The following is a 13,654-nucleotide window of genomic DNA, read 5'->3' on the forward strand; positions in this document are numbered from 1 at the left end:
TAGACGGGGGTCGTGAAATCAATGGCTTACGCGTGTGCGAACGTCATCCCACCGTCGATGGGGCAACTGGGCCGAAATTCGGAAAATCAGTTGACCCGTCGGGCAAAACACCGGCATGATAGCATCGTGGAAAGAAAGGCAAGATGCGCCCTCGGCGCGATGCTTGCGATCCCCTCGAACTACGACCGCATTGATTTCGGTCAATGGTCCACCTCACCGGCCTGTCACGCTTTCTCCTCGTCCTGCAAAGGGAGAGAGCACATGACTGGACATGCCAAGCTGATCGGACTGTTCGTCACCGCCGCGCTGTTCACGGCAGCGCCTCTGTCGTTCCGCACCTCGCCGGTGGATGCGCTCGCCGTGTCCGTTGACACCGCCGAGGCCCGCGTCGGACGCCCGCTCACGCCCGGAAGCGTTGCTGGCGTCAATCGCAGGGTCCATCGGCGCGCCTACTATGGTGCAGCAGCGGCCGGAGCTGCAGCCTATGGTGCCTATGGCTATCGCCGGGCTTGTGGATATTACCCCTATCCGCCCTGCTATTGAGACGCGTGCGAGGCTCGTCGGATCGACGAACCTCGCGCCGGTTCGAGGGCCCGCAGGTCGTTGAGCCAGATCAATACCGGACCCATCTGCGGCGGCAGCGTCGAGGCCTGACCGCGAAGGACGGACCATGCATTCGCTGCTCAAGGAAATCCGGCACAGCCCGCTTCTGTGGATGCTGGTCGTCGTGCCGGTGGTGATCGCGCTCGAGCACATCATGCCGGACGCGCATACGCTGCTGTTCGTGCTGGCCGTGATCGCCATCGTGCCGCTCGCGAGCCTGCTCAGCCACGCAACGGAGGCCGTGGCCGAGAAGACCGGTGATGCAGTCGGCGGATTGTTGAATGCCACGCTTGGCAATCTCACGGAGCTCATCATCGCCGTCACGGCGTTGCAGGCCGGGCAATACATGCTGGTCAAAGCCTCGATCGCGGGTGCGATCGTGACCAACTCGCTCTTCATGCTGGGCGCATCGCTGTTTCTGGGCGGACTGAGGCATCGCGTGCAGGAGTACAACCGGGCGGGCGGCAGGCTCCATTCCGCGCTGCTGCTGATGGCCACGATCGCCCTGCTATCCCCTTCGGCCGTGGCCGACCTCAACTTTCCCGGACACGAGGCGACGGTGCAGCGCTTGAGCGTCGCCTTGGCGGTCCTGCTGATTGCGGCCTACGGTCTCAGCCTGGTGTTCTCGCTGAAGACGCACAAGGAGCTGTTTGCGAGCAGCGACCATGGCGAGAGCGGCGGACCGGCGCTACCGGTTGCGGTCGCCGTTCCGACACTGGGAATTGTCACGGTGCTGGTTGCGCTCGTGAGCGAGATTTTCGTCGAGTCGGTGCAGAAGGCTGCGGAAACGCTCGGCATGACCCCCGCATTCGTCGGATTCATCGTGGTTGCCCTGGTCGGCGCTGCGGCCGAAATGGCCGTGGCGTTTTCCGCGGCACGCCGGAACCGGCTCGACATGAGCGTGAGCATCGCGCTCGGAAGCGCATCCCAGATCGCCTTGTTCGTCGCACCCGTTCTCGTGTTGCTGAGCTATTTCGTCGGCCCGCAGCCCATGGACCTTCAATTCTGGCCGGGAGCCGTGACCATGGTCATGATCGCCGCCGTGGTGACGAGCTTCATCACCAACGGCGGACAATCGGCCTGGTTCGTCGGAGCGCTCCTGCTCTGCATCTACGCGATCTTCGCGATGACGCTCTACATGGTCCCACCCGGCTCGCACGGCCCGGTCTAGGATACTGCCGCTTCCACCCATCATTGCGAGGAGTCCTTGCAACGAAGCAATGAAGACCATCTCCGCGGAAACAGCCTGGCAACGGAGTGTAGGACGCCATCGTCGCCCCCTGGCGAGCGGAATTGGAGCACACAGTAAATCCGGCGCGCCTACGTGTGTGTGAAGCACTTCACACGCTCCGGGAGTTTTCGTGCCCCGCTGGCGTGGTGACATCCGGTGCAAAATGCAGCTATCTGTCTTCAATGGATCACTTCAGCACCGACAGACTGACCGCCGAGAGGTTGAACGAAGATCACCTCGCCGACCTCGTCGCGCTGCATCTCGATGCCGAGGTGTCCCGCTATCTCGGCGGGGTGCGGGCGCCCGAGGTCACGAAGACCTATCTCGCCACCAACATGGCGCATTGGGACGAGCACGGGTTCGGGCTGTGGACGCTGCGATCGAAAGACGGGGCATTCGCCGGGCGGGCGGGAATCCGGCATATCCTCGTCGACGACGTCGACGAGATCGAGATTGCCTACGCGTTCAAGCGGGAATTCTGGGGCCAGGGATTTGCGAGCGAGATCGCGAGCGCGTTGACGGACATCGGGCTGTCACAGCTCGCACTGTCATCCCTCATCGGCGTCGTCGATGTCGGGAATGGCGCATCGCGCCGCGTGTTGGAGAAGTCGCACTATCTGCTGGAGCGGAACACGAACCGTCACGGCGAGGACGTCGTGATCTACCGCATCCGGCGGCGAGCAGGGACAACCACCGTCATTGCGAGCGCAGCGAAGCAATCCAGGATCTTTCCGCAGCAGCAGTCTGGATTGCTTCGCTGCGCTCGCAATGACGGCGCGGAAGCAGCCGCTACGGACGCGACGGTCGAGCCTTACCTGAAATAGCCCAGCACGAGATCGACATCCGCGCTGCGTGCCACCGTGCCGTTCAGCTCAGCGTCGATGACGCGGCGGCAGGCTTCGATCGCGGCGTGGTCGCCGAGGTCGTTGGCGGCTTCCAGCACGAGCCAGGCGACGTCGACCGACGCCTTGTCCGGCGCACCGCCGCCGAGATCGGCGGCCGGCGCCTTGTTGATCTTCTTGCGAACCGCGGTGCCGAATTGAGGCAACATTGCAGATACTCCCTTATCCTCAGTGTACCTGTCAGTGAACTTGGAGCTCGGGCTGACGGCCCGCATCGGCAGCCGCGCTGTTCTTGCGCGACTGGTAGAACTTCAAGATGCTGCGCGAGGTCTCGATCTTGAGGCGGCCGTACTCACGCTCATTGTCCTGGAGCTCGCGCGCCGTGATCAGATGATCCTTGGCGCCGAGGAACAGCAGCGACATGGTCGTGTCCCAGGAGAAATCGAGCGCCTTGCACAGCACCAGGATCATCTCGCGGTTGCGGTCCATCAGCGCGCGCTCGATCACGTCCACCGGCAGCGCCGACAGCAGCGACAGGCCGATCTGCACCTCGTCGAAGCGGTGCTGGCGCGCATAGTTCGAGATCGAATCCTGGTTGAGGTTGCCCTGACGGTACTGCGTCGTCACCACGCGCTTGGCGACGAAATAGCTGCGTGAGGACGGACCGAACTTGGACTGAAGGTCGCCGGTGACCTCGGTCACCGAGCTCTGGATCTGCGCCATCATCTCGGGCCGCTCGGTCTCGAGGCGGCGGCGGACGTCTTCCGACGCCTTTGCGATCAGCTGCTGGAAGATGTGGCGCGGCACGTCCTTGCGCAGGCCGAGCTGCTCGGCGAGGATCGAGTCGCCCTCGGCGCGGCGCACCATGTGCAACAGGCCCGAGCCGGAGAAGCGCGCGCCCTCGTTTTTCGCAACCGACGTCACGACCTCCTGGTTGCCGCGCTTGACCAGCACGTCGGTCACGGCCTCGCCGATCGACTGGCGCTGGGCGATCGCGAGCAGATGCGCCTGGCCCTTGGTCATGGCACTCTCGACCAGCATCTTCTCGTCGATACGCGTGGAGTCGCGCAGAATGGGGCCGGCGACCTCGATCTCGTCGTCGAGCGCGAGCTTTGCGATGACGTTGAACGGGGCGTGGTCGCACGCCGACATCACTTCCGAGAGCTGCACCCGCGCAGCAACCTCGATTTCGTCGGCGAGCCGCCCGATGACCTCGCCGAACGTGCTGATCTCGTCATCGCTGTAGCGGCCGGTGATCAGGATGTCGGTCGCATGCCACAACGCCTTCGCCCGGCTTTCGTCGGTGCCGCGCGCGATCGCGTCGTCCAGATCCTGTAGAAGCGTCTTCGCCCCGTTCATCTCGATAACCCCAGTTCTTGGTAGCGCTTCGGGAGCTGTCCCGCCGCTCGTGGCAGGACACCGAATTCCTCAGGAACCGACGCTAGAGATCAAACGCGAGAATTCAGTAAAATCGGCAAATCAGTTTTGCCGACCAAAATTCATTCAAATGCGAGGGAATGGGTTTACCGGCAGGCAACAAGGCAGGTGCGCTCCCTCTCCCGCTTGCGGGAGAGGGCTGGGAGAGGGTGCTTCCGCACCGGGATATTCCCCGTAGGAAAGAGCCCTCACCCGCCGCGCTCTTTGAGCGCGTCGACCTCTCCCGCAAGCGGGAGAGGTGGGCGAGCTCGCGGCCCAATCCGCGCAAACTAATCTGGCTACGGATTCTGCGGCGTTAGCACCAGCGGCGGTTTTGGCTTGGGCTTGGCGGGCGGCGGACCCGGAGCGGGCTTCACGTCGATCGGCGGCGGCAGCGGCGCAAGCTGCTGGCTTGCGAGCGGTGGGCTCGGCGTGGCGGGGGCGGCGTGCGGGGCTTTCGGCATCGGTGGTCCCTTTGACTTTGCCGGCGCGCGGCGCGGATCCGGCCCCGGCAGCGGCACATTGGCCGGCGCCTGCTCGGGCGCGGCATCGGGAGAGACCAGCGTCGGCAGCGCGGCGGTGGCGGGCGGCGGCTCGCCGCGCTCAATCGCATCGAGCCGGCGGGTCTCGCGATCGATCGTGCGCACCGCGAGCCACGAGGACAGCGGCGCGAGATCGACGGTGCGGCTCAGCTTGTCGGGCGGGCCTGCCGCGAACAGCTGGATCTCCGGCGGGGCTCCGGAGAGCCCGGTCATGATCGGCGTCAGGCTGGCGCGGATGTCGGCCTGGTCGGCGGGAATGTCGTAGCCGCCGGAGACGATGGCGCGGGCGTTCTTCGCTTCCAGCGGCGTCGCGCCGACGCGCAGGCGCCCATCGCGGATCGTGAACGGGATCTGCGCCGAGGCCACCGCGATCGGGCCTGCCGACAGCGCGGGCTCGACCAGCTGCCGCAGCCTGTTGTCATCGCTGACCTGGCCGCCGTCGCTGGCGCGGATGGCGATCTCGAACGCGCGGGGATTGAGGCCGGCAATCTCGGCGGAGTCGAGCGTCACCGTGCCGTTGCCGGCGAGCGCACCGGTCAGCGCCGCGACGCTGCGGCCCTGGCTGGTCAGCGCCATCTGCACCGAGGCGCGTCCCTTGGGCAGCGCGAGGTCGCGGTAGCGCAGCGTCGCTGCATCGACATTGCTGAGATCGATGCGCGCATTCAACGCCAGGCCATTGGCACCATTGCGCGCATCGAGACTGGCCGACATCTCGCCGCCGCCGATGCCGCCCTTGAGCGCATCGAGCGCGAGCGACTGGCCGTCGCCGCGGATCGTGCCCGCGAAGGGGCGCAGCTCGATGCCGCCGGGCAGCGTTCCGCGCAGCGCCTGGAAGGCGATGCGGCCGCGCCAGCCACCGATGAGCCCCGCATTCAGCGGCTCGCCGGCATCATGTCCGGCCGCGCCGATCGCCATCGCGAGCGTCGGCGCAACATCGAGCGAATCGAGGCCCACCTCGCCATCGACACTCCGTTCCTGATCCAGCGTCACCGCAAGATGACCGCGCAGATGCGAGCCTGAAACGGTGCTGTCGAGATCGTCGAAGATCAGCCGATTGCCGGACAGGCCAACGCGCGCGGACAGGTTGACGCTCTGCGCTGGTTTGCCGGCGGAGCTGGTTCCGAACAGCGGCGCCAGATTGGCGTTGCGGACGCGCAGGTTCGCACTGCCCTTGGATGCCGACCAGTCAAAATTGCCTTGCGCATCCGCGTCCAGCCCGCCGCCGCTGAGCTTTCCGCTCAATTGCAGCGGCTTCTGCCAGGTGCCGGTCAGCTTGCCTTCGAACTGCGAAGCGCCCTCACCTGCGGCCACGATGCGATCCAGACCGAGCAGCGCCACCAGTGCGCCGGCCTGCGGCGTCGATACTTTCGAATCGAGCGTGAAGTCGCTGTTGCGCAGGCGGTCGATGTCGATGCCGCTGACGGCGGCCACCGGCGTCTGCGCGGCCAGCGTCGCGGTCGCCTTGAGCTGCGGCGCGTCGAGATCGAACACAACGCGGGCGTTGCTGCGATCGGCATGCTCGGCGTTCTTGTCGAGGCTGAGGTCGAGCTTCAGGCGCGTCGCACCTGGCAATGCCGGCATGGCATCGAAGCGCGCATGCACCGCGGGCGCAAACGGCTCGATCAGCGCGGTCAGCTCGCCCAGCGAATTCGCTGACGACTTCAAGGCGAGCTTGCCGGTGGCATTCTTGCGATCAAAACTGCCGTTCGCCTCCGTGGTCACGCCGCTGGCCTGGCCGAACCGCAACTGTTCCAGCGACAGCGACGCCGGGCCGTAGCCGAGCTTTGCCATGAAGGGCCGCAGCTCCTGTCCTGCGGAGATGGCGCGGCCGATATTGAGCGAGAGCTTTGCCTCCTCCGGCCATTCGCCCTGCGGCCCGGCGAGCGCGCGCACAAAACTTGCGGCGGCGTCGAGGTCGAGACGGTCGGCCTTGAGTTCGGCATCGATCCGCGAGCCCTTGCTGGCGCCGGTCTGGACGAAGGCGATACGGCCTTCGACCGCGCCGCCCTCGATCTCGGCCTTCAGCCTGTCGATGGCGAGATGGTTGGCGGCAATCGTCACGTCGCCCGCAAGGCGCAGCGGCCGCGTGCTGCGGCGGTTGACCTCGCTGCGGCCCTGAAGCCAGGCCACCAGCGTGTCAGGATCGGACGACTCGACGTTGAGGCGGCCGCTAAAGCGGTTGGCGCCGGGAGCTGCGCCGTTGAGCGAGAGCTGCGTCATGCCCGGCGCACGCAGCTCAAGCCGCTGGAAGGTCCAGGACCGTCCGTCAGTCTGAAGCTCGGCGCTGATGTTCTGGAGCGGACGGCCACCGAGCATGATCTGGTCGGAGTTGAATTCGATCTGCGCCGGGATCGGCGCCTGCGGGATCGCGGCCAGCCCTGCGCGCAGCGCCGGCAGGACGCGCTGCGGATCGGCATCGTCCTTGGCAGCATCCTTGGCAGCATCCTTGGCCGTCAGCTTGTCGGCATCGACCTGCCGCGCCGAGAGCACCGCGCGCAGCAGCGGCGAGGCACCGAATTTGAGGTCGCCGACGCCGCCGAGCTTCAGCGCGGCGTCCTCAACGCCGTAGCTGGCCTCGATCTGGTCGAATTTGGCGCCGGCCGGATCGGCCTTGAGCTTGGTCGCGAGCTTCCAGGGCGTCGGCCCCGCCTCGCCTGCTTTCTTTGTCGCGGGCACGGCGAGCGTCAGCGCGCCGTCGAATTTCGGCAAGCGGTTGTCGAAGGCGAGCACGCCTTCGAGATCGGCGAGGATGGCACGCTCGCCCGGATCGATGTTGAGGTGGAGACGGGTGGCGTTGCCGTCGGCGGTCGGGCCGGAGGAGATGCGGAACGGGTAGCGCACCCCATTGGCGGTGAAGCGGCCGTCGCCGCGCACCGAGCCCGCGAGCGAGCGCACGTCGCCGGAAAAGGCGATATCGCTCAGCTCCAGCGTCGAGCGGCTGGCGGCATCGTGCAGGGCGATGCGGCCGGTGAGATTGAGCCGCTCGATGGCGAGTGAGCCGAGATTGAAGGCGCCGCTCGCAGTGGACGGCAGATCGACCCGCCCGCGCGCGTCCAGGCCGAGATCGACCGCCATGCCGCCGACCGAAAGCTCGGTGGCACGCCATTCACCGCGCATGAGCGGGCCCAGGCTGAACTCGACGTCGAGCTTGTCGGCGCGCAGCCGGCCGAGATCGTTGTGGCCGCCGAAGGTGACCGAACGCAGCCGCAACGTCGGCGCCGGCAACAGCCGTGCATCGAGCGCGCCCGCCACCCGCACCGGCACCCCGATGATCCGGCTGGCCTCCGCCTCGAACTGGGGCCTGAACTGGTTCCAGTCGATGAAGTAAGGCCCGATCAGCGCGGCCAAAAGCGCAATGATGAAGGCAATCGCCAATCCGAGCAGCGTCGTCTGCACGGGTCTCCCCTCGGCCAAAACGGCGCCCGGACCAGACCTTGCCCTGGGAAGGCTTCAGGCGGGCCGGAACAGCCCCTTATATAGGGGCAAGTGTGGCGAAGTCACAGCGACTGTTGCGCGCGGAGGTTAACGCTGAGCGCCCTCACCAGCTCGCCGGCAGCCGCGTCAGGCCGCGCAGCACGAAGGTCGGCCGCCACTGCGGGTTTACGACGTCGTCGATGCGCAAATCCGGCAGCCGGCGGAGCAGCGTCGCGATGGCGATCTCGGCCTCGATGCGCGCCAATTGGGCCCCCAGGCAGAAATGGATGCCGCCGCCGAACGACAGTGGCTTCACATTCTGGCGGGTGACGTCCAGCCGGTCGGGCCGGTCAGGATAGACCGCCGGATCGCGGTTGGCCGAGCCGAGCAGGCAGAGCACGGTCTCGCCCTTGGGGATCTTCACGCCGCCGAGATCGTCGATGTCCTCCAGCGCGACGCGCCCGGTCATCTGCACCGAGGAATCGTAGCGCAAAAATTCCTCGATCGCACCCACCATCAGCTCGGGCCGCGCCTTCAGCAGCGCGAGCTGGTCGGGATTGCGATGGAGTGCCAAGAGGCCGTTGCCAATCAAATTGACGGTGGTCTCGTGGCCGGCACCGAACAAGAGGATGATGTTGGCGGTCAGCTCCTCGTTGGTGAGCTTGTTGCCGTCCTCCTCGGCCTGCACGAGCTGGGTGATGAGATCGTCACCGGGATTGCGGCGGCGCAGCTCGAACAGCTGCTGGAAATACATCTGCGCCATCAGGTTGCCGGCATTGCCTTGGCTGATCTCCTCCGGCGAGAGCGGCACCGGGTCGAGCAGCCGCCCGCCGTCGCGCGAGCTCTTGTAGAAGGTTTCGCGGTGCTCCTCGGGGATGCCGAGCATGTCGCAGATGATGGTGACGGGCAGGCGGAAGGCGAAATCCTCGATCAGGTCCATGCGGCCGCGATCGATCACGGCGTCGATGGTCTGGTCGACGATTTCCTGGATGCGCGGGCGCATGTCCTCGACGCGGCGGGCGGTGAAGGCCTTCACGACCAGGCCGCGCAGGCGGGTGTGATCGGGCGGATCGGCCTGCAGCATCCAGTGGCTCATGCTGCGGAACACCGGCTCGTCCATGATCTTTTCGCTATAGCGGCGCTTGGAGCGCTCGACGAAATCCTTGCCGAAACGCCTGTCGCGCAGCACGAGGCTGACATCGGCGTGGCGGCTGGTGACGAACTGGCCGAACGGCGTCACATGGATCGGATCCATCGTGCGCAGCCGGTCGTAGTGCGGATAGGGATCGCGGATGAAGTCCGGCGACAGAGGATTGAACAACGGATCGCCGTTCGCGCCTTGCACTTGCTCGTTCATGGTGACCTCAATCGGTTGCCGCATGACACGAATACGCAAGGCTGCCCGACAGCCCGGCGTAACCATCCCTTGGAATTATCAACTCGATACATTGTTGTATCGAGTTGCATTCTGCCCTAAGCTGCCGGGATGTCAAGGGTGAGAACCAGGCCGACCAGGGACGATACGCGCGACAGGCTGTTCGAGGCGGCCGCGCGCGTGTTCGAGGAAGACGGCATCGGCGGCGCCAGCATCGAGGCGATCGCGGCCGCGGCGGGCTTCACCCGCGGGGCGTTCTATTCCAACTTCAAGAGCAAGGACGAATTGATCATCGCCATGCTCGAGGACCATGTCGAGCAGTCGATCCGCCGCAACCTGGACATCCTCGCGCAGCACGACAATCTCGACGATTTCATCGCGGCACTGAAGACGATGGATCGCAGCAAGCAGGATCCGCTCGGCCGCTCGCCGCTGCTGCACATGGAGATGATCCTGTTCGTCGCGCGCGCCGAGAAGCGCCGCCCGGAGCTTGCCAAGCGCCTGCGCGCGCGGCGCAAGCTGATCGCCGACATCGTCGAGGCGACGTTGAAGAGCAACGGCCGCAATGACAGTCTGAACCCGCCCTGGATGGCCTCCGTCGTGCTCGCGCTCGAAGACGGTTTTCGCCTGCACCGGCTGATCGATCCCGAGACCACGCCGGCCGACAGCTTTCTGCGCGCGATCACGGATTTGCGGCGGAGGACGGGGTTGGCGTCGGGCTGAAAGCGGCTGGAGAGTTGTAGTGCCATTTTCGTCGCTGGCGTGCAGTCGAGCACTGCCAAGCGCGATTCCAGGCTCTGCTCTCTATTTTCCCGCCCGCGAAACGGCTCTGGATTCACCACTCGCTCCGTCGGAGGCGACGAAGGCGCTTTGCCGGAACGGCGGATGGGCAGGCTGCGGCACCGACAATTCCTGGCAATACATTCGATCGATGTTGTGCTGCATGAGCGCATAACAATCGCATGCGACCTTCTCGAGCCGAGCGCGATCGATCTTGATGAGCCCGCGCCGGTCGTATGGGACGGCGCCGGCCTCGCGTAGCTTGTTCATCGTCAGAGTCACGGTCGTGCGCCGCACCCCGAGCAATTGCGCGAGCGCCTCCTGCGTCACCGGAAGAGGGTCGTCGGGAACGCGGTCGTGAAGCTGCAGCAGCCACCGTGCCAGGCGGCCATCCACCCGGTGCAGCGCGTTGCAAGCGGCGACGTGCTGGAGCTGCAATAACAGCGCGCGGGCGTGGACCTGCACGACATTCCTGATGGCCGCGCTTTGTGCATAGGCAGCCCTGAATTTGGCGGCGGAGATCAGCGACGCCGTGCCGGCCATGCGAGCAATCGCGGTCACGGATGAAAGCGACGGGCCGAGCACGGAAAACGATGCCAAAGCCCCTTCCCGTCCCATCAAGGTGGTTGCGACCGATTGCCCGTCCGGCATGTCGAGCATGAAGGCGATTGCGCCGCTATGGGGAAAATAAACCGGGTCGAGTTCATCGCCCGACCGCACCAGGACGGCATCGGCTTCGAATGAGACCTTCTGGAAGTAGGGCGTCAGCAGAGCGAGATCCGCAGGCGGCAACGCCGCCAGCAGCCGATTGCCGATGCCAGTGCGGTGGACGGTCGCGATGCTTTCCCGCGAACGAGCATCCATTGACCGACGGTATCCGTTGATTTCATCCACCATGATTATCCGAAATACGATTGCCCCGACAAACTCATCCAAACAGAGCCATCAGGCGAGATCAAGCGCGGATAATTGCGGAGAGCTGACGGCATTCCTCGCCGCGAAATAGCATCTTGCATACATCATACTATTTACGATCTTCGCCACCAGCGAGGTGCCCGCGAAGTAGGCTTCAGCTCGCGGCCGCCGCGTGCGCCGCCTTGCGCTAGCGGTCGCGCTTGCTCTTGTTCGTTGGCAACGGGCAATTGGTGCACACCCTGTCGTCGCACCTGCGGCAGATCGTGAAGCGGTCCATCTCGGAGGTGTCCTGCCTTGCCAGCAGGTCATGGATCAGCGTTCCCAGCCGTTTGGTTTCAGCCGGCGACAACACATCCAGGAGTGACGCAACGGCCGAAATCCGGGACGCCATCAGATCATTCCGTGCCGCCGCGCCCGTGGCCGTCAGGTACAAGGCGATCTCGCGGCCGTCCTTTCCCGGCCTGCGTTCGACCAGCCGATCCGAAACCAGACGGTCGACCAGACGGACGGTTCCGGAATGCGACAGGCCAAGGATCCGCCGGAGCTTGTCGTTGGTCATGCCCTGGCCGTAGCCGATCACGACGAGTGCCGCGGGCGTCTCACCGCCGCGGCCTATGACCTCGCGCGCGCCCTGCTCGATACGATCCATGACGGCGAGCGAAAGCGCTCCCAGTAAATTCGCGATTCCGGTTTCCATGAGTCGAACAATATGTGCGCTGCGCACAAAAAACAACTTGACCAAACATGTGCGCTACGCACATATTTGGTCAAGCGCAGACGATGACATGGAGAATGGCGATGAATGCCCGAGCCACCGCAGCTGCAAAGCCGAACACCGGCAGTGAACCCGTCCTGAAACACGTGCACGCCAATGGCTTGCGGTTCGCCTATCTCGAACAGGGGAGCGGACCGCTCGTCATGTTCATGCATGGCTTTCCCGACAACGCCTGGTCCTATCGGAAGCAATTGCAGGTCTTCGCGGATGCGGGCTATCGGGCCGTCTCGCCGTTCTTGCGGGGCTATGCGCCGACCGAGATCCCTGCCGACGGAGTGTTCGATCCCATCGCACTCGGCCAGGATCTCGAAGCGCTCATCGCGGCGCTGAGCGACGACGGACAAGCACGGGTCGTCGGCATGGATTGGGGCGGCACTTCGACCTTTCAGGCACTGGCCACGGCGCCGTCGGCGATCAAAGCCGCCGTGGTCATGAACACCGCACACCCGATCACATTTTCAAGCATCAGGAGGGATCCGGACCTCGTCCGATCCATCTTCCATGTCTATTTTTTCCAGATGCCCGGCGCCGAGTCGGCGGTGAACATCGAAGGACTCCCCTTCGTCGACTACCTCTGGAAGCTGTGGTCACCGACATTCGACGATGTCGAGCATCTCCGTTCGATCAAGCAGACGCTCAGCTCTCCCGGCACCATGGCGGCGGCGCTCAAATACTACGGGGGCCTGACCGATGCAGGACATGCCGGCCGGCTGCCCATCAACGAGATGCATACGCCGACGCTGACGATCTATGGCAGCAACGATCCGACAGCGAGGTACTCCTTGAAGGAGGAGCCGCTCTTCAAGGGGCCGCACCAGCGGATTGTCCTGCCCGATGTCGGCCACTTCCCGCACCTCGAGCGTGAGGCCGAAGTCACCGGTCTGATCATGGACTGGTTCAGGACGCACGCACCCGACTGAATGCACATTTTCATTGGAGTGAGCACGATGGACGCCAAGACACAGCAGCAATACGCCGAGACGTTTCGCGGGCTTCACAGGAAGGGGGATCCGCTCGTTCTGTTCAACGCCTGGGACGCCGCCACCGCCAAAACGATTGCAAAGACCTCTCCGGCGATAGCGACCAGCAGCGGGGCGGTCGCGTCTGCGCTCGGGTATGCGGACGGAGAAAATGTCCCGCTCGACATGGTCACAGGTCTGGTGTCGCGGATCACCGCGTCCGTGTCGGTTCCGGTCTCGATCGATCTGGAGGCAGGATATGGCGACACCCCGGAGGCCGCTGCGAAGTCGGCGAGCGAGGTGTTGAAAGCCGGCGCCGTCGGCATCAACATCGAAGACGGGCTATCGGGCGGAAAGCGGCAACTCGTCGGTCCCGAACAGCATGCAGCGAAGATCAAGGCGGTGCGGGATACTGCGCAAGAATTGGGAGTTCATCTCTTCATCAACGCGAGAACCGACCCGTTCCTGCTGAAAATTGGATCGCCGGATGAATGCCTGAATGAAGCGGCCAGGCGCGCGAAGGTCTATGCCGAGGCCGGCGCTGACGGGATTTTTGTACCCGGCCTCAACGACCTCGCCTACATCGAGAAGCTCGTCCAACTCACGCCCTTGCCGGTCAACATCATGGTGACGCAAGGTGTTCCCGAAATCCGGGATCTTGCTCGAGTCGGCGTTCGGCGGGTGAGCCTCGGGCCGTGGCCCATGATGGCGGCGATGCGCATCATTGGACAGGCCGCGGCCTCGGTTGCCGCGAACAGGCAATACGGCACGTTCCTGCAACCGAATGCCTGAGCCCGGACAT

At 64.9% G+C, this 13,654-nt stretch carries 11 protein-coding genes and 1 pseudogene; 6 read left to right on the plus strand and 6 right to left on the minus strand.

Annotated elements, in window-relative coordinates:
• Positions 1 to 261: 261 nt before the first annotated feature.
• From ACNJX8_RS33945 to ACNJX8_RS33955, 3 genes and pseudogenes are all read left to right on the plus strand, one after another.
• Positions 262 to 543, plus strand: coding sequence for a hypothetical protein (locus ACNJX8_RS33945; protein WP_128937720.1), 282 nt, complete (start codon positions 262 to 264; stop codon positions 541 to 543).
• A gap of 127 nt (positions 544 to 670) precedes the next feature.
• Positions 671 to 1,774, plus strand: coding sequence for a calcium/proton exchanger (gene cax / locus ACNJX8_RS33950; protein ID WP_439358272.1), 1,104 nt, complete (start codon positions 671 to 673; stop codon positions 1,772 to 1,774).
• A gap of 242 nt (positions 1,775 to 2,016) precedes the next feature.
• A pseudogene (locus tag ACNJX8_RS33955) lies at positions 2,017 to 2,511 on the plus strand (GNAT family N-acetyltransferase); the annotation flags it as partial.
• 134 nt (positions 2,512 to 2,645) lie between these two features.
• On the opposite strand, the gene ACNJX8_RS33960 reads toward ACNJX8_RS33955, so the two are convergent.
• The 4 genes from ACNJX8_RS33960 to ACNJX8_RS33975 all read right to left on the minus strand — a co-directional run bounded on the left by ACNJX8_RS33960 (position 2,646) and on the right by ACNJX8_RS33975 (position 9,405).
• A complete protein-coding gene (locus ACNJX8_RS33960) occupies positions 2,646 to 2,885 on the minus strand; it encodes a hypothetical protein (RefSeq protein ID WP_091879060.1) in 240 nt (79 codons plus the stop codon).
• Positions 2,886 to 2,916: 31 nt separating this feature from the next.
• Positions 2,917 to 4,035 carry a DUF2336 domain-containing protein gene (locus tag ACNJX8_RS33965; RefSeq protein ID WP_439358273.1) on the minus strand — a complete coding sequence of 373 codons (1,119 nt, stop codon included), beginning with the start codon at positions 4,033 to 4,035 and terminating at the stop codon, positions 2,917 to 2,919.
• Positions 4,036 to 4,391: 356 nt separating this feature from the next.
• The gene (locus tag ACNJX8_RS33970; protein ID WP_439358274.1) at positions 4,392 to 8,030 is read right to left on the minus strand and encodes an AsmA family protein; all 3,639 of its coding nucleotides are present in this window, start codon (positions 8,028 to 8,030) and stop codon (positions 4,392 to 4,394) included.
• A 142-nt stretch (positions 8,031 to 8,172) separates the two neighbouring features.
• On the minus strand, positions 8,173 to 9,405 hold the full coding sequence (locus ACNJX8_RS33975) for a cytochrome P450 (protein ID WP_439358275.1): 1,233 nt from the start codon (positions 9,403 to 9,405) through the stop codon (positions 8,173 to 8,175).
• A gap of 129 nt (positions 9,406 to 9,534) precedes the next feature.
• Between ACNJX8_RS33975 and ACNJX8_RS33980 the strand changes: the two genes are divergently transcribed.
• A complete protein-coding gene (locus tag ACNJX8_RS33980) occupies positions 9,535 to 10,146 on the plus strand; it encodes a TetR/AcrR family transcriptional regulator (protein ID WP_128935981.1) in 612 nt (203 codons plus the stop codon).
• An 81-nt stretch (positions 10,147 to 10,227) separates the two neighbouring features.
• Here the strand turns inward: ACNJX8_RS33980 and ACNJX8_RS33985 are convergent, their stop codons facing one another.
• Together ACNJX8_RS33985 and ACNJX8_RS33990 are read right to left on the minus strand one after the other, a co-directional pair.
• Positions 10,228 to 11,067 (minus strand): Crp/Fnr family transcriptional regulator, encoded by an 840-nt coding sequence (locus ACNJX8_RS33985; protein WP_128944718.1) that lies wholly within the window; start codon positions 11,065 to 11,067, stop codon positions 10,228 to 10,230.
• A gap of 238 nt (positions 11,068 to 11,305) precedes the next feature.
• Entirely contained in the window at positions 11,306 to 11,860 is a 555-nt protein-coding gene (locus tag ACNJX8_RS33990) for a MarR family winged helix-turn-helix transcriptional regulator (protein ID WP_439358276.1), read from the minus strand.
• A gap of 56 nt (positions 11,861 to 11,916) precedes the next feature.
• On the opposite strand from ACNJX8_RS33990, the gene ACNJX8_RS33995 reads away from it, so the two are divergent.
• Entirely contained in the window at positions 11,917 to 12,813 is an 897-nt protein-coding gene (locus tag ACNJX8_RS33995; protein ID WP_439358277.1) for an alpha/beta fold hydrolase, read from the plus strand.
• 27 nt (positions 12,814 to 12,840) lie between these two features.
• Positions 12,841 to 13,644, plus strand: a complete 804-nt coding sequence (locus tag ACNJX8_RS34000; RefSeq protein WP_439358278.1) for an isocitrate lyase/PEP mutase family protein — start codon at positions 12,841 to 12,843, stop codon at positions 13,642 to 13,644.
• Positions 13,645 to 13,654: the final 10 nt, after the last annotated feature.

The organism is Bradyrhizobium sp. SPXBL-04 (assembly GCF_051853035.1).
Classification (GTDB): Bacteria; Pseudomonadota; Alphaproteobacteria; order Rhizobiales; family Xanthobacteraceae; genus Bradyrhizobium; species Bradyrhizobium zhanjiangense.

Excerpts from the sequence above, each read along its gene's own strand:
- ACNJX8_RS33945 (WP_128937720.1), top strand. The coding sequence starts at position 262 with ATGACTGGACATGCCAAGCTGATCGGACTGTTCGTCACCGCCGCGCTG.
- cax (WP_439358272.1), top strand. The coding sequence starts at position 671 with ATGCATTCGCTGCTCAAGGAAATCCGGCACAGCCCGCTTCTGTGGATG.
- ACNJX8_RS33960 (WP_091879060.1), bottom strand. The coding sequence starts at position 2,885 with ATGTTGCCTCAATTCGGCACCGCGGTTCGCAAGAAGATCAACAAGGCG.
- ACNJX8_RS33965 (WP_439358273.1), bottom strand. The coding sequence starts at position 4,035 with ATGAACGGGGCGAAGACGCTTCTACAGGATCTGGACGACGCGATCGCG.
- ACNJX8_RS33975 (WP_439358275.1), bottom strand. The coding sequence starts at position 9,405 with ATGAACGAGCAAGTGCAAGGCGCGAACGGCGATCCGTTGTTCAATCCT.
- ACNJX8_RS33980 (WP_128935981.1), top strand. The coding sequence starts at position 9,535 with ATGTCAAGGGTGAGAACCAGGCCGACCAGGGACGATACGCGCGACAGG.
- ACNJX8_RS33985 (WP_128944718.1), bottom strand. The coding sequence starts at position 11,067 with ATGGATGCTCGTTCGCGGGAAAGCATCGCGACCGTCCACCGCACTGGC.
- ACNJX8_RS33995 (WP_439358277.1), top strand. The coding sequence starts at position 11,917 with ATGAATGCCCGAGCCACCGCAGCTGCAAAGCCGAACACCGGCAGTGAA.
- ACNJX8_RS34000 (WP_439358278.1), top strand. The coding sequence starts at position 12,841 with ATGGACGCCAAGACACAGCAGCAATACGCCGAGACGTTTCGCGGGCTT.